Below are 16,540 nucleotides of genomic sequence, written 5' to 3' on the forward strand. Positions count from 1 at the left end.
ACTCCATGGGAATCCGCGACCTGCCCCTCAAGACCCTGGCCGGCGAAGACGCCACCCTCGGCGGACCGCTGGCAGGCAAGACGCTGCTCGTGGTGAACGTCGCGTCGAAGTGCGGGCTGACGCCGCAGTACACCGGTCTGGAACGCCTGCAAGAACGCTACGGCGACAAAGGCTTCTCGGTCGTCGGGTTCCCCTGCAACCAGTTCGCCGGTCAGGAGCCAGGCACGGCGGAGGAGATCCAGACGTTCTGCTCCACGACGTACGGCGTGTCGTTTCCGCTGTTCGAGAAGATCGACGTCAACGGCGAAGGGCGGCACCCGCTCTACGCGAGCATCACGGAAACTCCCGACGCGGACGGCGAAGCCGGTGACGTGCAGTGGAACTTCGAGAAGTTCCTGATCAGCCCGGACGGCAAGGTACTCGGCCGTTTCCGGCCGCGCACGGAGCCTGAAGACGAGACGATCGTCGCGGCGATCGAGGCAGCACTGCCTGCTTGAGCTACGGGTCCTGCTCTCCGGCCAGCGTTTATCGTGGTCGGAGAGCATTTGCCGTTTTTCGGCAACTGCCAGCGAACGCGGAGACGGCTGGCTTCCCAAGGAGACAGCCCGAGCCGTTGGTTGCCGCTCTTGCCGTTCAGTGGCGAAAGGCCCGTCGTTCATCGGCCTCTGATCGACCGCGGCGTCACCTCTTATCGGCGACTGGCGACCAATGGCGCGTTGCCCTGAGCGGACGTCGTCGCACACCACAACGGCACCACAACGTCAGCCGTCGGCCACGGCCGAGGATGCCGTCGCCGTCCAAAGGCTAGTTCGACGCCAAGGTCGACACAGCAACGTAGACGTTGACGCACCGGGTCCGGGCTGGGCGATATTTCGCCAGCTTCGAGACACCGTTGCCCAGTTCGTCGCCAGTGAGCGGCGAAACGCGAGTCGGCTTGGGCCGCCCCCAAAGCCGCAGTCCAGTGCAGGACTGCATGTCTTGCGTTGCCGTTCAATGGCGAATCGCAGGTCAACGGCTGTCCGAAGCCTCGCCAGCCAGCTCGGCAGCGGTCTTCACCTCGGGGTGCGAACCCCGCGCGATCACCGCTCGGTTGTGGTTCGCGGCGTCGTCGAAGTCGAGCTTCTGCACTCGACGGTCGTAGGTGAGGAGGCCGTTCACTTCGTTTTCGACATCCGTGGTCTGAGTATAGATCGCGCCGGACAATCCCAGATCGGAAACCAGCCGTTCGAGGCGTTCGCTCACCTCCGCGTACCTGCGAGTGAGGTGCGCGGAATCAGACGCCATTTCATAGGCATTGGGCGGACCTGACCAAACGTGGTCTTCGAGAACCAAGCCCAGGCCGCCGTATTCGCCGTCCACCAATGCGCGATGGTCCCCCTCGTGCGGCTCTCCCGGCCCGACGTACGTGTGATCGTCGTAGATGTCGCCAGCACCGGTGTCCGCGCGAGAGAAGCAGCAGTTCACGCCGCTGTTGGCGATCACCAGCCGCGTCGGGTCGAGTTCCTTCACGAGCGCCGCGATCCGGGCCGTGTCGAATTCTCCCCAGCCTTCGTTGAACGGCACCCAGGCGACGATCGACGTGACGTTGCTCAGCTGCGCAACCATTTCCCGCAACTCGGCCTCGAAACGGCGTTGACCTTCGGGCAACGGATCCGGCGCGTGACCGGGCGGTCCGGCGAACGAGACGGCCAATGACGGCATGTCCTGCCAGACCGCCAAACCCAGCCGGTCCGCCCAGTAGTACCAGCGCGCGGGTTCGACCTTGACGTGCTTGCGGACCAGGTTGAACCCGAGCTCCTTCGTCTTCTCCAGATCGAACCGGAGTGCCTCGTCTGTCGGCGCGGTGTAGCCGCCGTCCGGCCAGTAGCCCTGGTCGAGTGGTCCGTGCAGGAAAGTGGTCCGGCCGTTCACCGCGATCCGTGGCTGTCCGTCGGCATCCGGGACGATTTCTACCGTTCGCAGGCCGCAATAACTGGCGACTTCGTCCAATACATCACCGTGCGCATCGAGGAGACGGACGGTGATGTCGTACAGAAACGGATCATCAGGGGACCACAGATGCGGTTCAGGAAGATCGGCCCGCAGCCGCGCGCCAGCGGTGCCCCGAACGCGCACTGCCTCGTCGCCGTTTGGCGGCGAAACGATCAGCTCCACTTGAGCACCGCCGGTGACCTGCGGGAACACATATACGCCGGACAGGTCCGAGGTCATTTCGACGGAGGAAATGCGCTCGTTCGGCACCGGCTCGACCCAGACGGTCTGCCAGATTCCCGACGTCGGGGTGTAGCAGATACCGCCAGGGTCGTTGCGCTGCTTGCCGATCGGGTAGAGCTCGATGTCCGTACGGTCCTCTGCGCGAACGGTAATTTCCTGCGGCCCCGATGCACGGAGCGCATCTGTGATGTCCGCCGAGAACGACGTGTAGCCGCCCTCATGGGTGACCACCGTCTGGTTGTTGACCCGCACCTCGGCTTTTTGGTCGACTGCACCGAAATGCAGCAACACCCGCCGCCCGATCCAGCTTTCCGGGACCTCGAACAACCGCCGGTACCACAGCACTTCGTCGCGTCGGCCGATTCCGGAGAGCACCGATTCCGGCGCGAAGGGAACCAGGATGCGCTCGCTGTACCCGACAGGTCGCGGCTCCGCGGGCGAAGCAGGCCATCCCGCGTACTCCCAGATGCCGTTGAGGCTCAGCCATTCCGGCCGGCGGAGCTGGGGGCGCGGGTACTCGGGCAGCACCGCGGCCGGGTCGACTCGGTCGGTCCACGGGGTGGTCAGTGGCGAATCCGCTCGCTGCCATTCGGGCTCTGTTGGAGTCATCAGTGGTCATGGTGGCAGAGAACCGCGGTCCGCGGCATGGCTTGAGGGCTGCTCGGACAGCCGGTGCCCGGGTCCTGCTCGACGACTACGCCGGCTGTCTGTGGCCGCTGGCTGGCAACTGATCCTCGATGGAGGCTCCTCGGGTTGGGCAGTGGGCTGCCGTCGACGACCTCCTCGCCGCTTAGCGGTTAATCGCTGGTCAGCGTGCTTCAGCCCGGGTACTGCGGCGCGTGCGAGTGGCGCATGGCGGCCGGTGGCCCTAGCCGGAGCTGGCGCTTCAGCCGGGTGGTCGCTTCTGCTCGAGGCGGGGAGCTGAGCTGCGGAGATGCAGGCGTCGCGAGCTGGCACAACGGCCAGACGGAGCTGTTGCCGTTTTTTGGCGAAACGCTCTGACCAGCGGAGTCTTCCCGGCTTAGCCACTTTTTCGCCGGGTGACGACGAGTCATTCCGGCGGTCGTTCGGGCGGCCGCCCCGGGGTAAGCGACTGGCGAGTAACCTCGGGCCATGCGCGTGCTGATGTTGTCCTGGGAGTACCCGCCGGTGGTCATCGGCGGGCTGGCCCGGCACGTTCACGCGCTGGCGAGGCACCTCGCGCAGCAAGGCCACGACGTCGTCGTCCTCTGCCGGCACACCGCGGGCACCGACGCCTCGACGCATCCGCGCAGCGATCGGGTCATCGAGGGGGTCCGCGTCGTCCGTGTGGCCGAGGATCCGATGCACCTGACTTTCGAGCGGGATCTCGTCGCGTGGACGCTCGCCATGGGCCACGCCATGATCCGGGCGGCGCAGGATTTGCTCCGCACGTGGCAACCCGATGTCGTCCATGCCCACGACTGGCTGGTCACGCACCCGGCGATCGCGGTCGCCGAGGCTGCCCGGGTGCCGCTCGTCGGGACGATCCACGCGACCGAAGCGGGCCGCCATTCGGGGTGGCTGTCGCATCCGCTCAACCAGCAGGTGCATTCGGTCGAATGGTGGCTGGCCAACCGCGCCGACGCGGTGATCACCTGTTCGCAGGCCATGCGCAAGGAGGTCGCGCACCTCTTCGAAATCGACTCGGCCGACGTCGCGGTGATCCACAACGGCATCGAGGGGCGCAGCTGGCGCGTGTCGTCCGGCGAGGTCGCGAGGATGCGAGAGCAGCACAGTCCGGACGGGGCTCCGTTCCTGCTGTTCTTCGGCCGGTTGGAGTGGGAAAAGGGCGTGCAGGACCTGCTGGCCGCGCTGCCCAGGATCCGCCGCCAGTTCCCGGGCACTCGGGTGGTCGTCGCCGGAAAAGGGCGACATCACGACGAACTCGTCGCGCAGGCTCGCAAGCTGCGGATTCGCCGGGCGGTGGACTTCGTCGGCCATCTTTCCGACCGTGACCTGCGAGCTCTCCTCGCTGCTACCGATGCAGTCGTGCTGCCGAGCCGGTACGAGCCGTTCGGGATCGTCGCGCTGGAGGCTGCTGCCGCGAAAGCACCGCTGGTGGCGTCGACCGCGGGCGGGCTCGGCGAGGTTGTCATCGACGGCGAGACCGGCTTGGCCTTCGCGCCGGGTGACGTCGCTGGCCTCGCCTCGTCCGTGACGACGGTCTTGAGCGACGTTCCGGCCGCGACCCGGCGTGCGCGTGCGGCGCAGGCCCGGCTTGGCGCGGACTTCGATTGGGGACGGATCGCGGAGGCGACCGTCGAGGTTTACCGGCGGGCTCGAGTCGGCGAACCGGTAGAGTTGGGGCGGCCGAAGATCGCTACTGGCAATGCGTTCGAAGTGTAAGGTAAGCGCTGGTCAACAGCGGTTGGCGAGATTCGCCGTTCAGTGGCGAATGCCTGGTCAGGGCGCTTTCAGCGGGGGTCGACGGCGGCGATGAGGTCGCGGTAGTCAGGGTCTGCTGCCACGCGGTCGAAAGCGTTCGCCAGGGCGGCTTCATAGACCGGGACGGCTTTGCGCAACGTGACTCGTCCGGCGTCGGTGATTCCGGTGTAGACGCCGCGGCGGTCGTATTCGCAGAGACGTCGTTCGGTCAGACCGGTCCGCTCGAGCCGGCCCACCAGACGGGTCGCGGAGCTCTGGTTGAGTGACGTCGCGTCCGCGAGCTCCTGCATGCGGAGTTCGCCGTCGGGGCGATCGGCCAGCGACATCAAGGCGACGAATTCCGAGAAGCCCAGGTGCAGCTGCCGTTGCAAGGCCTGCTCGACCTCGTGGTCGATACGGCTGCGAAGCGCCACCATGCGGGGCCACATCGCACCGAGGGTGGTGAGTTTCGCCCCCGCCTGCTTGCGACCAGGGGAAGGTGTGGTGGTCACGCGAACGACCTCTCCGGCAAAGCCTTGTCCGGCGTCGAGAAGTGACGCCGAGACCTCTTGTATAGCACATGTGCGTGCATGCAATTGAGCGTTCGGCGAGCCTCTCGTTGTCCGGAGGTCGCGGGCGACCTGCATGGCATTGAGCGGTGGGAGAACTCAGCGTTTCTGGCTGTGCAAGAGTCTCGAACGCTCGGCGGAACCGCTCAGGGCAACGTCTGCAGGAACTGCTGCAGCAACGGGTTGACCCGCTCCGGATGAGTCAGGGTTGGGGTGTGCGCCGCGCCGTGGATTACGTGCACGTTGCCGGCGTTCAGGAGGCGTTCGCTCAGCAGGTTCATGCGGTCACGCGGAAGGGAGACGTCTTGCTCGCCCCACATCAGCAACGCCGGGCAGGTGATTTCGTTCAGGCGTCCCGAGATGTCGTCTCGCTCCAGCAGGCAGTGCGCGGCCGGGCCCAGCGGCAGTGCGAGTGCGGCACGCCATCGTGCGCGTAACTCGTCACGCAGGTCTGATTCTCCGAGCAATTGTGTCGACAGCGGTATGGTGAGGTCATCAATTGGGCCGTATTCGCGCAGTGCGGCGAACATGTCGCCATAGGCGGCTTTGTCGGCTGGGTCACACGGTGTTGCTTCGGTGTCCCATAGCACCAGGCCTGCGACCCGTTCGGGTGCCAGCAATGCAATTCGTAGCGCTGTGAAGCCGCCTTGGGACAGTCCGCCTGCGACAGCGCGTTCGATACCCAGGCGGTCAAGCAGGCCGAGCGCGTCCCGGGCTTGGTCCCAGTAGGTGTATGACGTGCCGGGGTCGTCGTCTGGGGTTTGTCCGTGGCCGCGGGCGTCCCAACTGATCAGGCGCCACTCCGGCGCGAGCACCGCTGCTTGTGGCGAGAACGTCGAGTGGTCCAGGAAGTAGCCATGTCCCAGGAGCAAGACCGGTCCGTCTCCCCCGGTGTCGGCGAAGAAGATCGGGCGGTCGTTGACGGTCGCCATGGGCATTGGCTGGCCTCCAGGTTCGTCGCAAACATTGGTGCCGCGCCGGTGCAGCGTAGTGACGAAAACGCGATCACGGGGCCTGCGGCCAGAACCTCGCGGGTTCGCTGCCAGCTGGTGAAAGTCGCGGGCCTCGGGCTGGATACGGTCAGTCGCCAGCCTTCGCCGAATCGGTTGAACCGCCGGCGAGCTTGAGGCAGATGACCCCGGCGATGATCACTGCCAGGAACAGGATGCGCAGCGGTCCCAGACTTTCGCCGAAGATGATCGCGCCGAAGATCGCGGCGCCGCTCGCGCCGATACCGGTCCAGACCGCGTAGCCGACGCCGACGTCGATGGTGCGCAAGGCCAGGCTGAGCGTGAAAATCGTTGCGGCGGCCGTAATCACCGTGGCGATCGACCACGGCAGGTTGGTGAAACCTCGGCTGCCGTCCGTGCTAACGGCGAAGGCGATTTCGCAGACTCCGGCGAAGAGAAGAATGCCCCATGCGCGGCGAGTGGTCTGCGTCCTCTCCGGTGCGATGGCCGGTGCTGCTTCGGGCTGAACGGACACGGCGGAAATCCTTTCGGGAGCGGGAAAGAGGGTCAGGCACCGGTCAGCTGGAGACCGATGATCCCGCAGATCACCAGGCCGAAACCGATGAGCTTGCGCCAGTTGAGCTTCTCTTTGAAGATCAGCGCGCCCAGCAGCACGATGCCCACCGAGCCGAGACCGGTCCAGATCGCGTAGCCGACGCCGACATCCAGGGTCAGCAGGGCCCGGCTGAGGAAGAAAATGCCGCCAGCCGCCATGACCAGCGTGAACACCGACGGCCACAGCTTGGTGAACCCGTCCGTAGCGTTGGCACCGAGCGCGAAGGCGATCTCGAAGAACACAGCGATGCCGAGGTAAAGCCAGTGCATGGTTTCTCCGGGTGCGAGTGAGGTTGGAAGCTGCTCGGCACCCTCGCCGGCGACGCTCCCCCAGGTAGTTACTTGTGCAATATATGTATGTCGAATCAAATAAGCAAGGGGTGTTCGACAGGTGGGCGGAGCAGTGCCGGGTGCCAGTTGAGGAAGGGAGCCGCGGTGGCCGGAAGCGCGGTCGAGCACGCTTGAAAGTGGGCGTTGACCAGGTATTCGCCACTGAGCGGCAACGGCGGTTCGGCCGGGCGAGATCGGAGTCGGAAACTTCGGCGCAAGCTCGTTCGCATCACCGGCCAGACTGGGCGAGAAGCCGGGATCTTGGCGGGATAGTCCGTTAAGAGAACGCGACCACGGTCTGGAGACCGGTCGGGTGGAGCGGGCGAGATCCATCGGGACGGACGTGTCACAGACTCGGCCGCACCTGGCGTCTGACGCTGGGGCCCGTGTCCGAACTGGGGAACGCAGTCGAACCGGCAGCGATGCTCAGTCAGATCCGAGCGGGAGGCAGGATCAAGCGAGCCTTAACGTCGCACGGGGATTCGCCGCTGAGCGGCCACGGCACGGCCGCCCCGGACGGCACCCCGGGTTTTCCGGAGTTCGGGGCAGCGTCCGAGCGGAAGTGCAGCAGAACCCCAAGCCAAAGATTGAAGGATCGAACCCCGAGAAGCCGAAAACCCGCGCCCCTCGCCTCTCGGCGGCGAAGGAGCGCGGGTCCGGAAAGACCCGGGCCCGGTGGCGGGGAGCCTCCGCCACCGGACCCGTCCCCTGCACCATCCCAAAATGTGGTGCGGGGTAACCGGTCGCCGGTGGTCAGGTCACTGGCGACCGGAGCCTGTCACCGCTCAGTCAGGTAGCGGGCGTAGGCGACAGTCGTGAGGAAGCTCGGCAGCTTCTCGCCAAGAGCGGTCTCGGTGAAGATCGCGCGGGCGTCGTCGAGGCGGGCCGACGCGCCGAGGTCGGTGCGGACCTTCGCCAGTTCGTCGTCCAGGAACTCGACGGCCAGCTCGTGGGTCAGCGCCGTGCCGTCCTCGAGCTTCGTGCCGTTGCGGATCCACTGCCACACCTGGCATCGCGCGATCTCCGCCGTCGCGGCGTCCTCCATGAGGTTGTGGATCGCCGCGGCACCGGTGCCGCGCAGCCAGGAGTCGATGTAGCGCAGGGCGACATTGATGTTCGCCCGCACGCCCGCTTCGGTGACCTCGCCGCCGGCGCTCGCGACGTCGAGCAGGTCCGAAGCGTCGACAGCCACGTCTTCACGCAGCTTGCCGAGCTGGTTCGGCCAGCCGCCGAGCACCTGGTCGAATACCTCGCGACACACCGGGACCAGGCCGGGGTGCGCGACCCAGGAGCCGTCGAAGCCGTCGCCGGCCTCGCGTTCCTTGTCCTGGCGGACCTTCTCCAGCGCGTTCTCGTTGGTGACCGGGTCCTTGCTCGGGATGAACGCGGCCATCCCGCCGATCGCGTGCGCTCCGCGGCGGTGACAGGTGCTGACGAGCAGTTCGGTGTAGGCACGCATGAAGGGGACCGTCATCGTCACCTGGGCACGGTCCGGCAGCACGAAGTCGGCACCGTGCGCGGAGAAGTTCTTGATGACGCTGAAGATGTAGTCCCAACGCCCAGCGTTCAGGCCGGCCGCGTGCTCGCGGAGTTCGTAGAGGATCTCGTCCATCTCGAAGGCCGCGGTGATCGTCTCGATCAGCACGGTCGCGCGGATGGTTCCGCGCGGGATGCCGAGTTCCTTCTGCGCCAGCAGGAACACGTCGTTCCACAAGCGCGCTTCCTGGTGGCTTTCCAGCTTCGGCAGGTAGAAGTACGGGCCGCTGCCGCGGGCCAGGAGCTGCCGGGCGTTGTGGAAGAAGTACAGGCCGAAGTCCACGAGGCTCGCCGAAACCGGGCGGCCGTCGATGCGGATGTGCTTCTCGACCAGGTGCCAGCCGCGGGGGCGGGCGACGATCGTCGCCGGGTCGTCGCCGATCGTGTAGCGCTTGCCGGCCTCGGTGGTGAAGTCGATGTTGCGGCGGATCGCGTCGAACAGGTTGAGCTGGCCGTCGACGACGTTGTGCCAGGTCGGCGAGGTCGCGTCCTCGAAGTCCGCCAGCCAGACCTTCGCGCCGGAGTTGAGCGCGTTGACCGTCATCTTCCGGTCGGTCGGGCCGGTGATCTCGACGCGCCGGTCCTCCAGACCGGGCGCGACGGGGGCGATGTGCCAGCTCTCGTCCGACCGGATCGACCGCGTTTCGGGCAGGAAGTCCAGGTGCTCCTCCCCCGACTGCAGCCGCTCGCGACGGCGGCGGCGCTCGTCGAGGAGTTCGCGGCGGCGTCCGGCGAAGGTGTTGTCGAGTTTGGCTACGAAGTCCAGTGCTGCCGGAGTGAGGATCTCGGCGAAGCGGCCATCGGCGGGCCCGGTGACCTCGATGCGGGTGTTCAACGTGTCAGCCATCTCGTACCTCCGCGAAGGGGGAAAGGGAAGGGGCGGGCCGGCGACCGGAATCGCCGGCCCGCGGGGTGCGTCAGTGGAACTGGTCTTCTTCGGTCGAACCCTTGAGCGCGGTGGTCGAGCTCTCCGGGTTCAGCGCGGTGGACACCAGGTCGAACCAGCCGGTGCCGACCTCGCGCTGGTGCTTCGTCGCGGTGTAGCCGCGCTCCTCCGAAGCGAACTCGCGCTCCTGCAGGTCGACGTAGGCGCTCATGCCGTTGCGGGCGTAGCCGTGCGCCAGGTCGAACATCGAGTAGTTCAGCGCGTGGAAGCCGGCCAGCGTGATGAACTGGAACTTGTAGCCCATGGCGCCGAGCTCGCGCTGGAACCGCGCGATGGTGTCGTCGTCGAGGTGCTTCTTCCAGTTGAACGACGGCGAGCAGTTGTAGGCCAGCATCTGGTCCGGGTACTGCGCCTTGATCGCCTCGGCGTACTTGCGGGCGACCTCGAGGTCCGGCGTGGAGGTCTCCATCCACAGCAGGTCGGCGTACTGCGCGTAGGCCAGACCGCGGTCGATGCACGGCTCGATGCCGTTGTTGACCTCGTAGAAGCCCTCGGAGGTGCGGCCGCCGGTGAGGTACTTGCGGTCGCGCTCGTCGACGTCGCTGGTCAGCAGGGTCGCGGCCTGCGCGTCGGTGCGGGCGACGACCAGGGACGGCACGTTCAGCACGTCGGCGGCGAGACGGGCGGCGTTCAGGGTGCGCTCGTGCTGCTTGGTCGGGATGAGGACCTTGCCGCCGAGGTGGCCGCACTTCTTCTCGGACGCGAGCTGGTCTTCCCAGTGCACGCCCGCGGCACCGGCCGCGATCATGCCCTTCATCAGCTCGAACGCGTTCAGCGGGCCGCCGAAGCCTGCTTCCGCGTCAGCGACGATCGGGGCGAACCAGTCGATGTCGCCGTTGCCCTCGGCCCAGTTGATCTGGTCGGCGCGACCCAGCGCGTTGTTGATGCGGCGGACGACGGCCGGAACCGAGTTGGCCGGGTAGAGGCTCTGGTCCGGGTAGGTCTGGCCGGCGAGGTTGGCGTCCGCGGCGACCTGCCAGCCGGACAGGTAGATGGCCTTCAAGCCAGCACGCACCTGCTGCACGGCCTGGTTGCCGGTGAGGGCGCCCAGCGCGTGGACGTAGTCCTCGCTGTGCAGCAGCTCCCACAGCTTCTCGGCGCCGCGGCGGGCGAGGGTGTGCTCTTCGACGACAGAACCGCGAAGCTTCACCACGTCGGCGGCGGAGTAGGTCCGCTGGACACCCGCCCAGCGGGGGTCGGTCTTCCACTGCTCGGCCAGCTCGGCCGCCGCCTGCTCGAGCTGATTGGCCTGCTCGGTCATCGGACTCTCCCGTGTTGCGAAGTTTGCGATTGCTCGCCTTGCCTGGTCACGACCCTGACACGAGCGGGAAAACTCGGTCTACTGCTCCAATTTGCCAATTTCTGCGAAGATTGCCTAGCATGCTGCAAAGGTTGCGAATCATCGGTTCGCAACCCCAGCGAAAATTCGCGGGCTTGATCGTTCACGTAATCGTTCAGGCCCGGAAACCTTCCGGCCGGACGGAGCACCCATGGACAAAACTTTCGCCGGCGCGCGGCTGCGGCATCTGCGCGAAAGCCGGTCGATGAGCCAGGCGGATCTCGCTCGTGTGCTCGAGATCTCACCCAGTTATCTCAATCAGATCGAGCACAACTCGCGCCCGCTGACCGTGCCGGTGCTGCTGAGGATCACGCAGGCGTTCGGCGTCGACACCGAGTTCTTCGCCAACAACGACACCTCGCGGCTCGTCGCCGACGTCAAGGAAGCTCTGCTCGACGAGGCTGTGGGCATCGAAGCGACGACAAGCGAACTGAACGACCTGGCCAGCAACTTGCCGTCCATCGCCCAGGCGCTGGTGAAACTGCATCGCAGCTACCGCAACGCGGTCGAGAGCACAGCCGCTCTGACCACGGAAAACGGGCTCGGCCTGCATGGAAGCGCCGCCGCGCCGCTGCCGCACGAGGAGGTCCGCGACTTCTTCTACGAGCGGGAGAACTACGTCGCCGAGCTGGACGAGCGGGCCGAGCGGATGGCCGCGCAGATCCCGCTGCGGCGCGGCTCGGTGCTCGGGTCGCTCAAGGAACGGCTGTGGCAGCGCTACGGCGTCGACGTGACGAACGAGGGCATCAACGAATCCGCTGGTGAACAGCATCGATACGAGCCGGCGACGCGGGTGTTGCGGCTGGCCCCGAGCCTCCGGGTCGGTCAGCAGGCGTTCCGGATGGCGTCCCAGATCGCGCTGCTGGAATACGACGACTTGATCACCGAACTCGCCGATTCGTGGGCTTTTTCCGGCCCGGCCGCGCGGACGCTCGCGCGCGTCGGCCTGGCGAACTACTTCGCAGGCGCGCTGATCCTGCCGTACAGCCCGTTCCTGGCCGCGGCAGAGGAGTTCCGGTACGACATCGAGCGCCTTTGCGACCACTTCGGAGTCGGATTCGAGACGACGTGCCACCGGCTGTCGACTCTTCAACGCCCGAAACAGCGCGGGGTGCCGTTCTCGTTCGTGCGCGTCGACCGAGCCGGGAACATGTCGAAACGCCAGTCAGCGGCGGGTTTCCACTTCTCGCGCGTCGGCGGCGCTTGCCCGTTGTGGAACATCTACGAGGCCTTCACCTCGCCGGGCAAGATCCTCACGCAGATCGCGGCGCTGCCGGACGGCAAGCGGTACTTCTGGGTCGCGCGGACGGTGTCGCGCAACATCGGCGGGTACGGCAGCCCGGGCAAGACGTTCACCGTCGGTCTCGGCTGCGAACTGCGGCACGCCGGCCGGCTGATCTACTCGACCGGCCTTGACCTGGACGAACCCGCCGCCGCGACGCCGATCGGCATGGGGTGCAAGGTGTGCGACCGGCCCGCTTGTTCGCAACGCGCGTTTCCGGCGATCGGCAAACCGCTCACGGTGGACGAAAACACCAGCACGTTCGTCCCGTACCCGGCGGTGCCGAAGACGTGAACGCGGCCAGTGACGTGAGTGCCCCGGACGTGTTCACCGGGTGCGAAGTACATTCACCCGAGTGCACGACATCGACACGGTGAATGCAGAACTGGTCGAGCAGGCCGCCGAACGGCTCGCGGGCGTGGTCACACGCACGCCCTTGGAGCCCAACGCGCGTCTCTCGTCCCGCGTAGACGCGCGCGTCTGGCTTAAGCGCGAAGACCAGCAGACGGTCCGCTCGTACAAGATCCGCGGTGCGTACAACTTCATCGTGCAGCTCAACGCCGAGACGCGGGCGCGCGGTGTCGTCTGCGCGAGCGCTGGCAACCACGCGCAAGGCGTCGCATACGCGTGTCGCCGCTTAGGGGCGAACGGTCGCGTGTACGTGCCGGGCACGACGCCTCGGCAGAAGCGTCAACGCATCGCGGCTCTCGGCGGCGCGCACATCGAAGTCATCGTCGTCGGCGAGACGTACGAAGACGCCTTCGCCGCGGCTAAAGATGACGCCCACCGCACTGGTGCGACGCTCGTTCCGGCGTTCGACGACGTACGCACTGTCGCCGGCCAGGGCACTGTCGCGCTTGAAGTGGTTTCGCAGCTCGGCTTCGTGCCGGATGTCCTGGTGGTGCCTGTTGGCGGCGGTGGGTTGCTGGCCGGGATCGCGACATGGGTCCGCGAGCGGCATCCGGACATCCGGGTCGTCGGCGTCGAACCGGCAGGGGCGATGTGCATGGCGGCAGCCCTCGAAGCGGGCGAACCAGTGCGGATCGATGCGGTGGACCCGTTCGTGGACGGCGCCGCAGTGCGCGAGGCCGGTCAGGTGACGTTCCCGTTGATCCGCGACAGCGGCGCGGAGCTGACGTCCGTCGCCGAGGGCGCGGTGTGCACGGAAATGCTGTCGATGTACCAGTCGGACGGCATCATCGCCGAACCTGCGGGCGCGCTCGCGGCAGCTTCTCTCGGGACCAGCGTGCAGGTCGAGCCCGGGCAGACGGTCGTGTGCATCGTTTCCGGCGGCAACAACGACGTCAGCCGGTACAGCGAAATCCTCGAACGCTCGCTGATGCACGAGGGGCTGAAGCACTACTTCCTCGTCAGCTTCCCGCAGGAGCCTGGCGCGCTCCGGCGGTTCCTGGACGAAATCCTCGGCCCGGAGGACGACATCACGCGGTTCGAGTACGTGAAGCGCAACAACCGGGAGATCGGTCCCGCGCTGATCGGGGTCGAGATCCCGCGGCGCGCGGACCTGCCCGGACTGCTGGCTCGGCTGGAGAAGAGCCCGCTGCAGGTGGAGCGGGTCGAGCCGGGGAGTCCGTTGTTCCACTTCCTGCTCTGAGGTGTCGCTGGTCTGCCCGCACGACGATTGGGCGTCTGAGGTTTGCGGCATTTGCTCGCCTCAGCGCCAGTATCAATGGGCGGACTCGCGCGAACGCGGCGAGCACGTGCACTCCGTTGTCGCCAGTTTTCAGGCGATCGGGTACTGGCACGAAGACGCTCTCGGCATTTCCGCTCCAGAAGCCTTCAACGGGAAACTCGGTCGGATGCTCGCGTTCCGGTGCCTCCGCGCACCGCACAGACCGCCGCGACGCCGAAGCGTTCGATCGCCCATCGCTCCCTCACTGACTGCGGCATCGGCACCTCAGCGAAGGCTGCTTTCATCGACGACGCAGCGGCGAAGGCGCTGTCGGAGCCGTCCGACGGCAGCGCCTGAGCGCGGGCCTTCGGCGTCCCGATCCCTGCTGCCGACCGGTCAATCGAGCTCCACCAAGGATCGTTTCTGCAGGTCAGCGCGATTCGCCAAAAAACGGCAACACCGCTCAGTCGAGTTCGGCGCTGCCCTCTCGGTAGATCTTCGCCGACTTGATGCGGTCTCCGGACAGCCGATAGAAGCCAGCGATGGCGAAAACGTGCTCCTCGCCGTTGTGGGTGAGCCGCTCGGTCAATTGGGCGGCGACCTGGTCACCGTCCGCGAGAACGTTCTCGACCGTCAACGTCGGAAGAAGCTGCTCCATGGCACTGCTGAACAGTTCGGTGAGCTCGTCGCGTCCGCGCACGACGCTGCTGCCGGTGATCCAAACCGCGTCCTCGGTGAAGCCGTCGAGGAGGGCTTGCAGGTCACGGTTGTTGAAGGCGGCGACATGCCGACGCAGGGCTTCGCTCATAAGGCGAGGTTATCGGCGCTGTCAGGTGATTTTCGCCGCGCTGAATCGACGCGCAGCTCGCTGGCGTCAGCTGTCGCCGAGCGTTTTCTGCAGCGCCTTGTTCGCCTTGCGCGCCATGTCGGCGACGGCCTCGCGTCGGGCCGCATCCGCGGCGTAGTCGTCCTCGCGGTTCCGGACCACCCGGGCCGGTGAACCGACCGCGATCGAGTAGTCCGGGATGTCACCGCGCACTACCGCGTGCGCGCCGAGCACGCTGCCGCGGCCGACGCGCGTGCCTTTCAGGACGCTGACCTTGGTGCCGAGCCACGTGTCCGGGCCGATCCGGACCGGCGATTTGACGATGCCCTGGTCCTTGATCGGCACGTGGATGTCCGCGGTCACGTGGTCGAAGTCGCAGATGTACACCCAGTCGGCGACGAGCGTGGCGGCGCCGAGCTCGATGTCGAGATAGCAGTTGATCACGTTCTGCCGTCCGAACACCGACTTGTCGCCGATGCGAAGGGACCCCTCGTGACAGCGGATGGCGTTGCCGTCGCCGATGTGCACCCAGCGGCCGATTTCCATCCGGCCGTATCCGGGGCGGCAGTGGATCTCGACGTTCTTGCCGAGGAACAGCATGCCGCGCAGGATGATGTGCGGGTTCGCGATGCGGAATTTGAGCAGCCGGTAGTAGCGCACGAGGTACCACGGCGTGTAGGCGCGATTGCGCAGGATCCAGCGCAGCGAGTCGGCCGTCAGGAACTTCGCCTGGTGCGGGTCCCGCCGGGCCCGCCGCCAGGCGCGCACGCGCGACAACGCGGGCGCACCCCACATCGACGTCATGCCCTTGACCGTAACCTGTGGACGACGGCCGGCCACACGCAAGGGGAGCAGGATGGGGACCAAGCTGATCATCGACACCGACCCCGGCGTCGATGATGCTTTCGCGATCGCGCTGGCCGCGAGGTCGGCGGACGTCGACCTGCTGGGCGTGACGACTGTCTTCGGCAACGTACCGCTGGCCACGACGACCTCGAACGCACGCCGTCTGCTGCAGCTGTGCGACCGGCCGGACGTGCCGGTCGCCGCAGGTGCCTCGCGGCCTCTCCTCTACCGCGAACTGCACCGGTCAAGCACCGTGCACGGCTCCGACGGACTTTCCGGGCACGCCGCTTCGCTGCCCGATGCCACCCGCCCGCTTGAGGATTCCGACGCGGTCAGCCTGATGGTTTCGCTGCTCGAAGCCTCGGACGAACCGGTGACCATCGCGCCGATCGGCCCGCTCACCAACATCGCCGCCTTGCTCGCGGCCCACCCCGGAGTGCGTTCGAAGATCGCTCGCATCGTCCTGATGGGCGGCGCAATCACCCTCGGCAACTCGACCGCAGTCTCCGAATTCAACATTTGGGCCGACCCAGACGCAGCACGGCGTGTGATCGCCGAGGACGACGTTCCGTGCGTGATGGTCCCCCTCGACCTCACCCACCGGTGCGCGGTCGACAGCACGTGGCTGGCAAAACTCGCGGCTTCCGGACCAGTCGGGCAGGCGCTGAACTCGTTCACTCCCGACTACCTGGCGCACTACCGGCAGGTGCTCGGCTATGAAGGCATCGTCCTGCACGACGCGGTGGCCGTCGCCGAGGCGATCCGTCCGGGCATCCTGCGCGCGGAGACCTACCCGGTCGACATCGACTCCGGCCTCGGCCCGACCCGCGGCATGACGATCGTCGACCGGCGGGCGGTCCCGAACCGGCCGACCGGGCGGCCGGTCGAGGTGGCGGTGGATACGGAACTGGACGTGCTGCGCGAGTTCGTGCTGTCGAGACTCGCCGGGGGCCGGTGATGGACGGGGCCGGGAGATCGCCGCTGGATGGCGAATCGCAGGTCACGCCTGGTGCGGCGGCGGGTGCGGGCAGCGGGGAGCCTGGGGGTGCGGGTTCGTTGCCGGTTCGTGGCG

Annotated in this window: 14 protein-coding genes; 5 read left to right on the plus strand and 9 right to left on the minus strand. The window is 66.8% G+C overall.

Going from position 1 to position 16,540, the window contains the following annotated elements; all coding sequences use genetic code 11:
* Positions 1-5 precede the first annotated feature (5 nt).
* The gene (locus tag H4281_RS18880; protein ID WP_182892252.1) at positions 6-497 is read left to right on the plus strand and encodes a glutathione peroxidase; all 492 of its coding nucleotides are present in this window, start codon (positions 6-8) and stop codon (positions 495-497) included.
* A 511-nt stretch (positions 498-1,008) separates the two neighbouring features.
* On the opposite strand, the gene H4281_RS18885 is transcribed toward H4281_RS18880, so the two are convergent.
* On the minus strand, positions 1,009-2,823 hold the full coding sequence (locus H4281_RS18885) for a glycoside hydrolase family 2 protein (RefSeq protein WP_182892253.1): 1,815 nt from the start codon (positions 2,821-2,823) through the stop codon (positions 1,009-1,011).
* A 504-nt stretch (positions 2,824-3,327) separates the two neighbouring features.
* On the opposite strand from H4281_RS18885, the gene H4281_RS18890 reads away from it, so the two are divergent.
* Complete coding sequence (locus tag H4281_RS18890) at positions 3,328-4,581, plus strand: glycosyltransferase family 4 protein (RefSeq protein ID WP_182892254.1); 1,254 nt, start codon at positions 3,328-3,330, stop codon at positions 4,579-4,581.
* 68 nt (positions 4,582-4,649) lie between these two features.
* Here H4281_RS18890 and H4281_RS18895 read toward each other — a convergent pair whose 3' ends face one another.
* From H4281_RS18895 to aceA, 6 genes are all read right to left on the minus strand, one after another.
* Entirely contained in the window at positions 4,650-5,111 is a 462-nt protein-coding gene (locus H4281_RS18895; protein ID WP_182892255.1) for a MarR family winged helix-turn-helix transcriptional regulator, read from the minus strand.
* A 203-nt stretch (positions 5,112-5,314) separates the two neighbouring features.
* Positions 5,315-6,100: an alpha/beta fold hydrolase gene (locus H4281_RS18900; protein WP_246412059.1), complete on the minus strand. Its 786-nt coding sequence runs from the start codon at positions 6,098-6,100 to the stop codon at positions 5,315-5,317.
* Positions 6,101-6,248: 148 nt separating this feature from the next.
* On the minus strand, positions 6,249-6,653 hold the full coding sequence (locus H4281_RS18905; protein WP_182892257.1) for a DMT family transporter: 405 nt from the start codon (positions 6,651-6,653) through the stop codon (positions 6,249-6,251).
* 32 nt (positions 6,654-6,685) lie between these two features.
* Positions 6,686-7,003 carry a DMT family transporter gene (locus H4281_RS18910; RefSeq protein ID WP_182892258.1) on the minus strand — a complete coding sequence of 106 codons (318 nt, stop codon included), beginning with the start codon at positions 7,001-7,003 and terminating at the stop codon, positions 6,686-6,688.
* Between the two features lie 838 nt (positions 7,004-7,841).
* Positions 7,842-9,446 (minus strand): malate synthase A, encoded by a 1,605-nt coding sequence (gene aceB / locus H4281_RS18915; RefSeq protein ID WP_182892259.1) that lies wholly within the window; start codon positions 9,444-9,446, stop codon positions 7,842-7,844.
* A gap of 70 nt (positions 9,447-9,516) precedes the next feature.
* Complete coding sequence (aceA, locus tag H4281_RS18920) at positions 9,517-10,806, minus strand: isocitrate lyase (protein WP_037811829.1); 1,290 nt, start codon at positions 10,804-10,806, stop codon at positions 9,517-9,519.
* A 229-nt stretch (positions 10,807-11,035) separates the two neighbouring features.
* On the opposite strand from aceA, the gene H4281_RS18925 reads away from it, so the two are divergent.
* Together H4281_RS18925 and ilvA are read left to right on the plus strand one after the other, a co-directional pair.
* Positions 11,036-12,460 (plus strand): short-chain fatty acyl-CoA regulator family protein, encoded by a 1,425-nt coding sequence (locus tag H4281_RS18925; protein ID WP_182892260.1) that lies wholly within the window; start codon positions 11,036-11,038, stop codon positions 12,458-12,460.
* A 61-nt stretch (positions 12,461-12,521) separates the two neighbouring features.
* Positions 12,522-13,778 (plus strand): threonine ammonia-lyase IlvA, encoded by a 1,257-nt coding sequence (gene ilvA, locus H4281_RS18930; protein ID WP_182892261.1) that lies wholly within the window; start codon positions 12,522-12,524, stop codon positions 13,776-13,778.
* Between the two features lie 481 nt (positions 13,779-14,259).
* Here the strand turns inward: ilvA and H4281_RS18935 are convergent, their stop codons facing one another.
* Both H4281_RS18935 and H4281_RS18940 read right to left on the minus strand, forming a co-directional pair.
* On the minus strand, positions 14,260-14,604 hold the full coding sequence (locus tag H4281_RS18935; protein WP_182892262.1) for a nuclear transport factor 2 family protein: 345 nt from the start codon (positions 14,602-14,604) through the stop codon (positions 14,260-14,262).
* Between the two features lie 66 nt (positions 14,605-14,670).
* Positions 14,671-15,426 carry an acyltransferase gene (locus H4281_RS18940; RefSeq protein ID WP_037712791.1) on the minus strand — a complete coding sequence of 252 codons (756 nt, stop codon included), beginning with the start codon at positions 15,424-15,426 and terminating at the stop codon, positions 14,671-14,673.
* 52 nt (positions 15,427-15,478) lie between these two features.
* Between H4281_RS18940 and H4281_RS18945 the strand changes: the two genes are divergently transcribed.
* Complete coding sequence (locus tag H4281_RS18945) at positions 15,479-16,426, plus strand: nucleoside hydrolase (RefSeq protein WP_182892263.1); 948 nt, start codon at positions 15,479-15,481, stop codon at positions 16,424-16,426.
* Positions 16,427-16,540 lie beyond the last annotated feature (114 nt).

Source organism: Amycolatopsis dendrobii (assembly GCF_014145675.1).
Lineage (GTDB): Bacteria > Actinomycetota > Actinomycetes > Mycobacteriales > Pseudonocardiaceae > Amycolatopsis > Amycolatopsis dendrobii.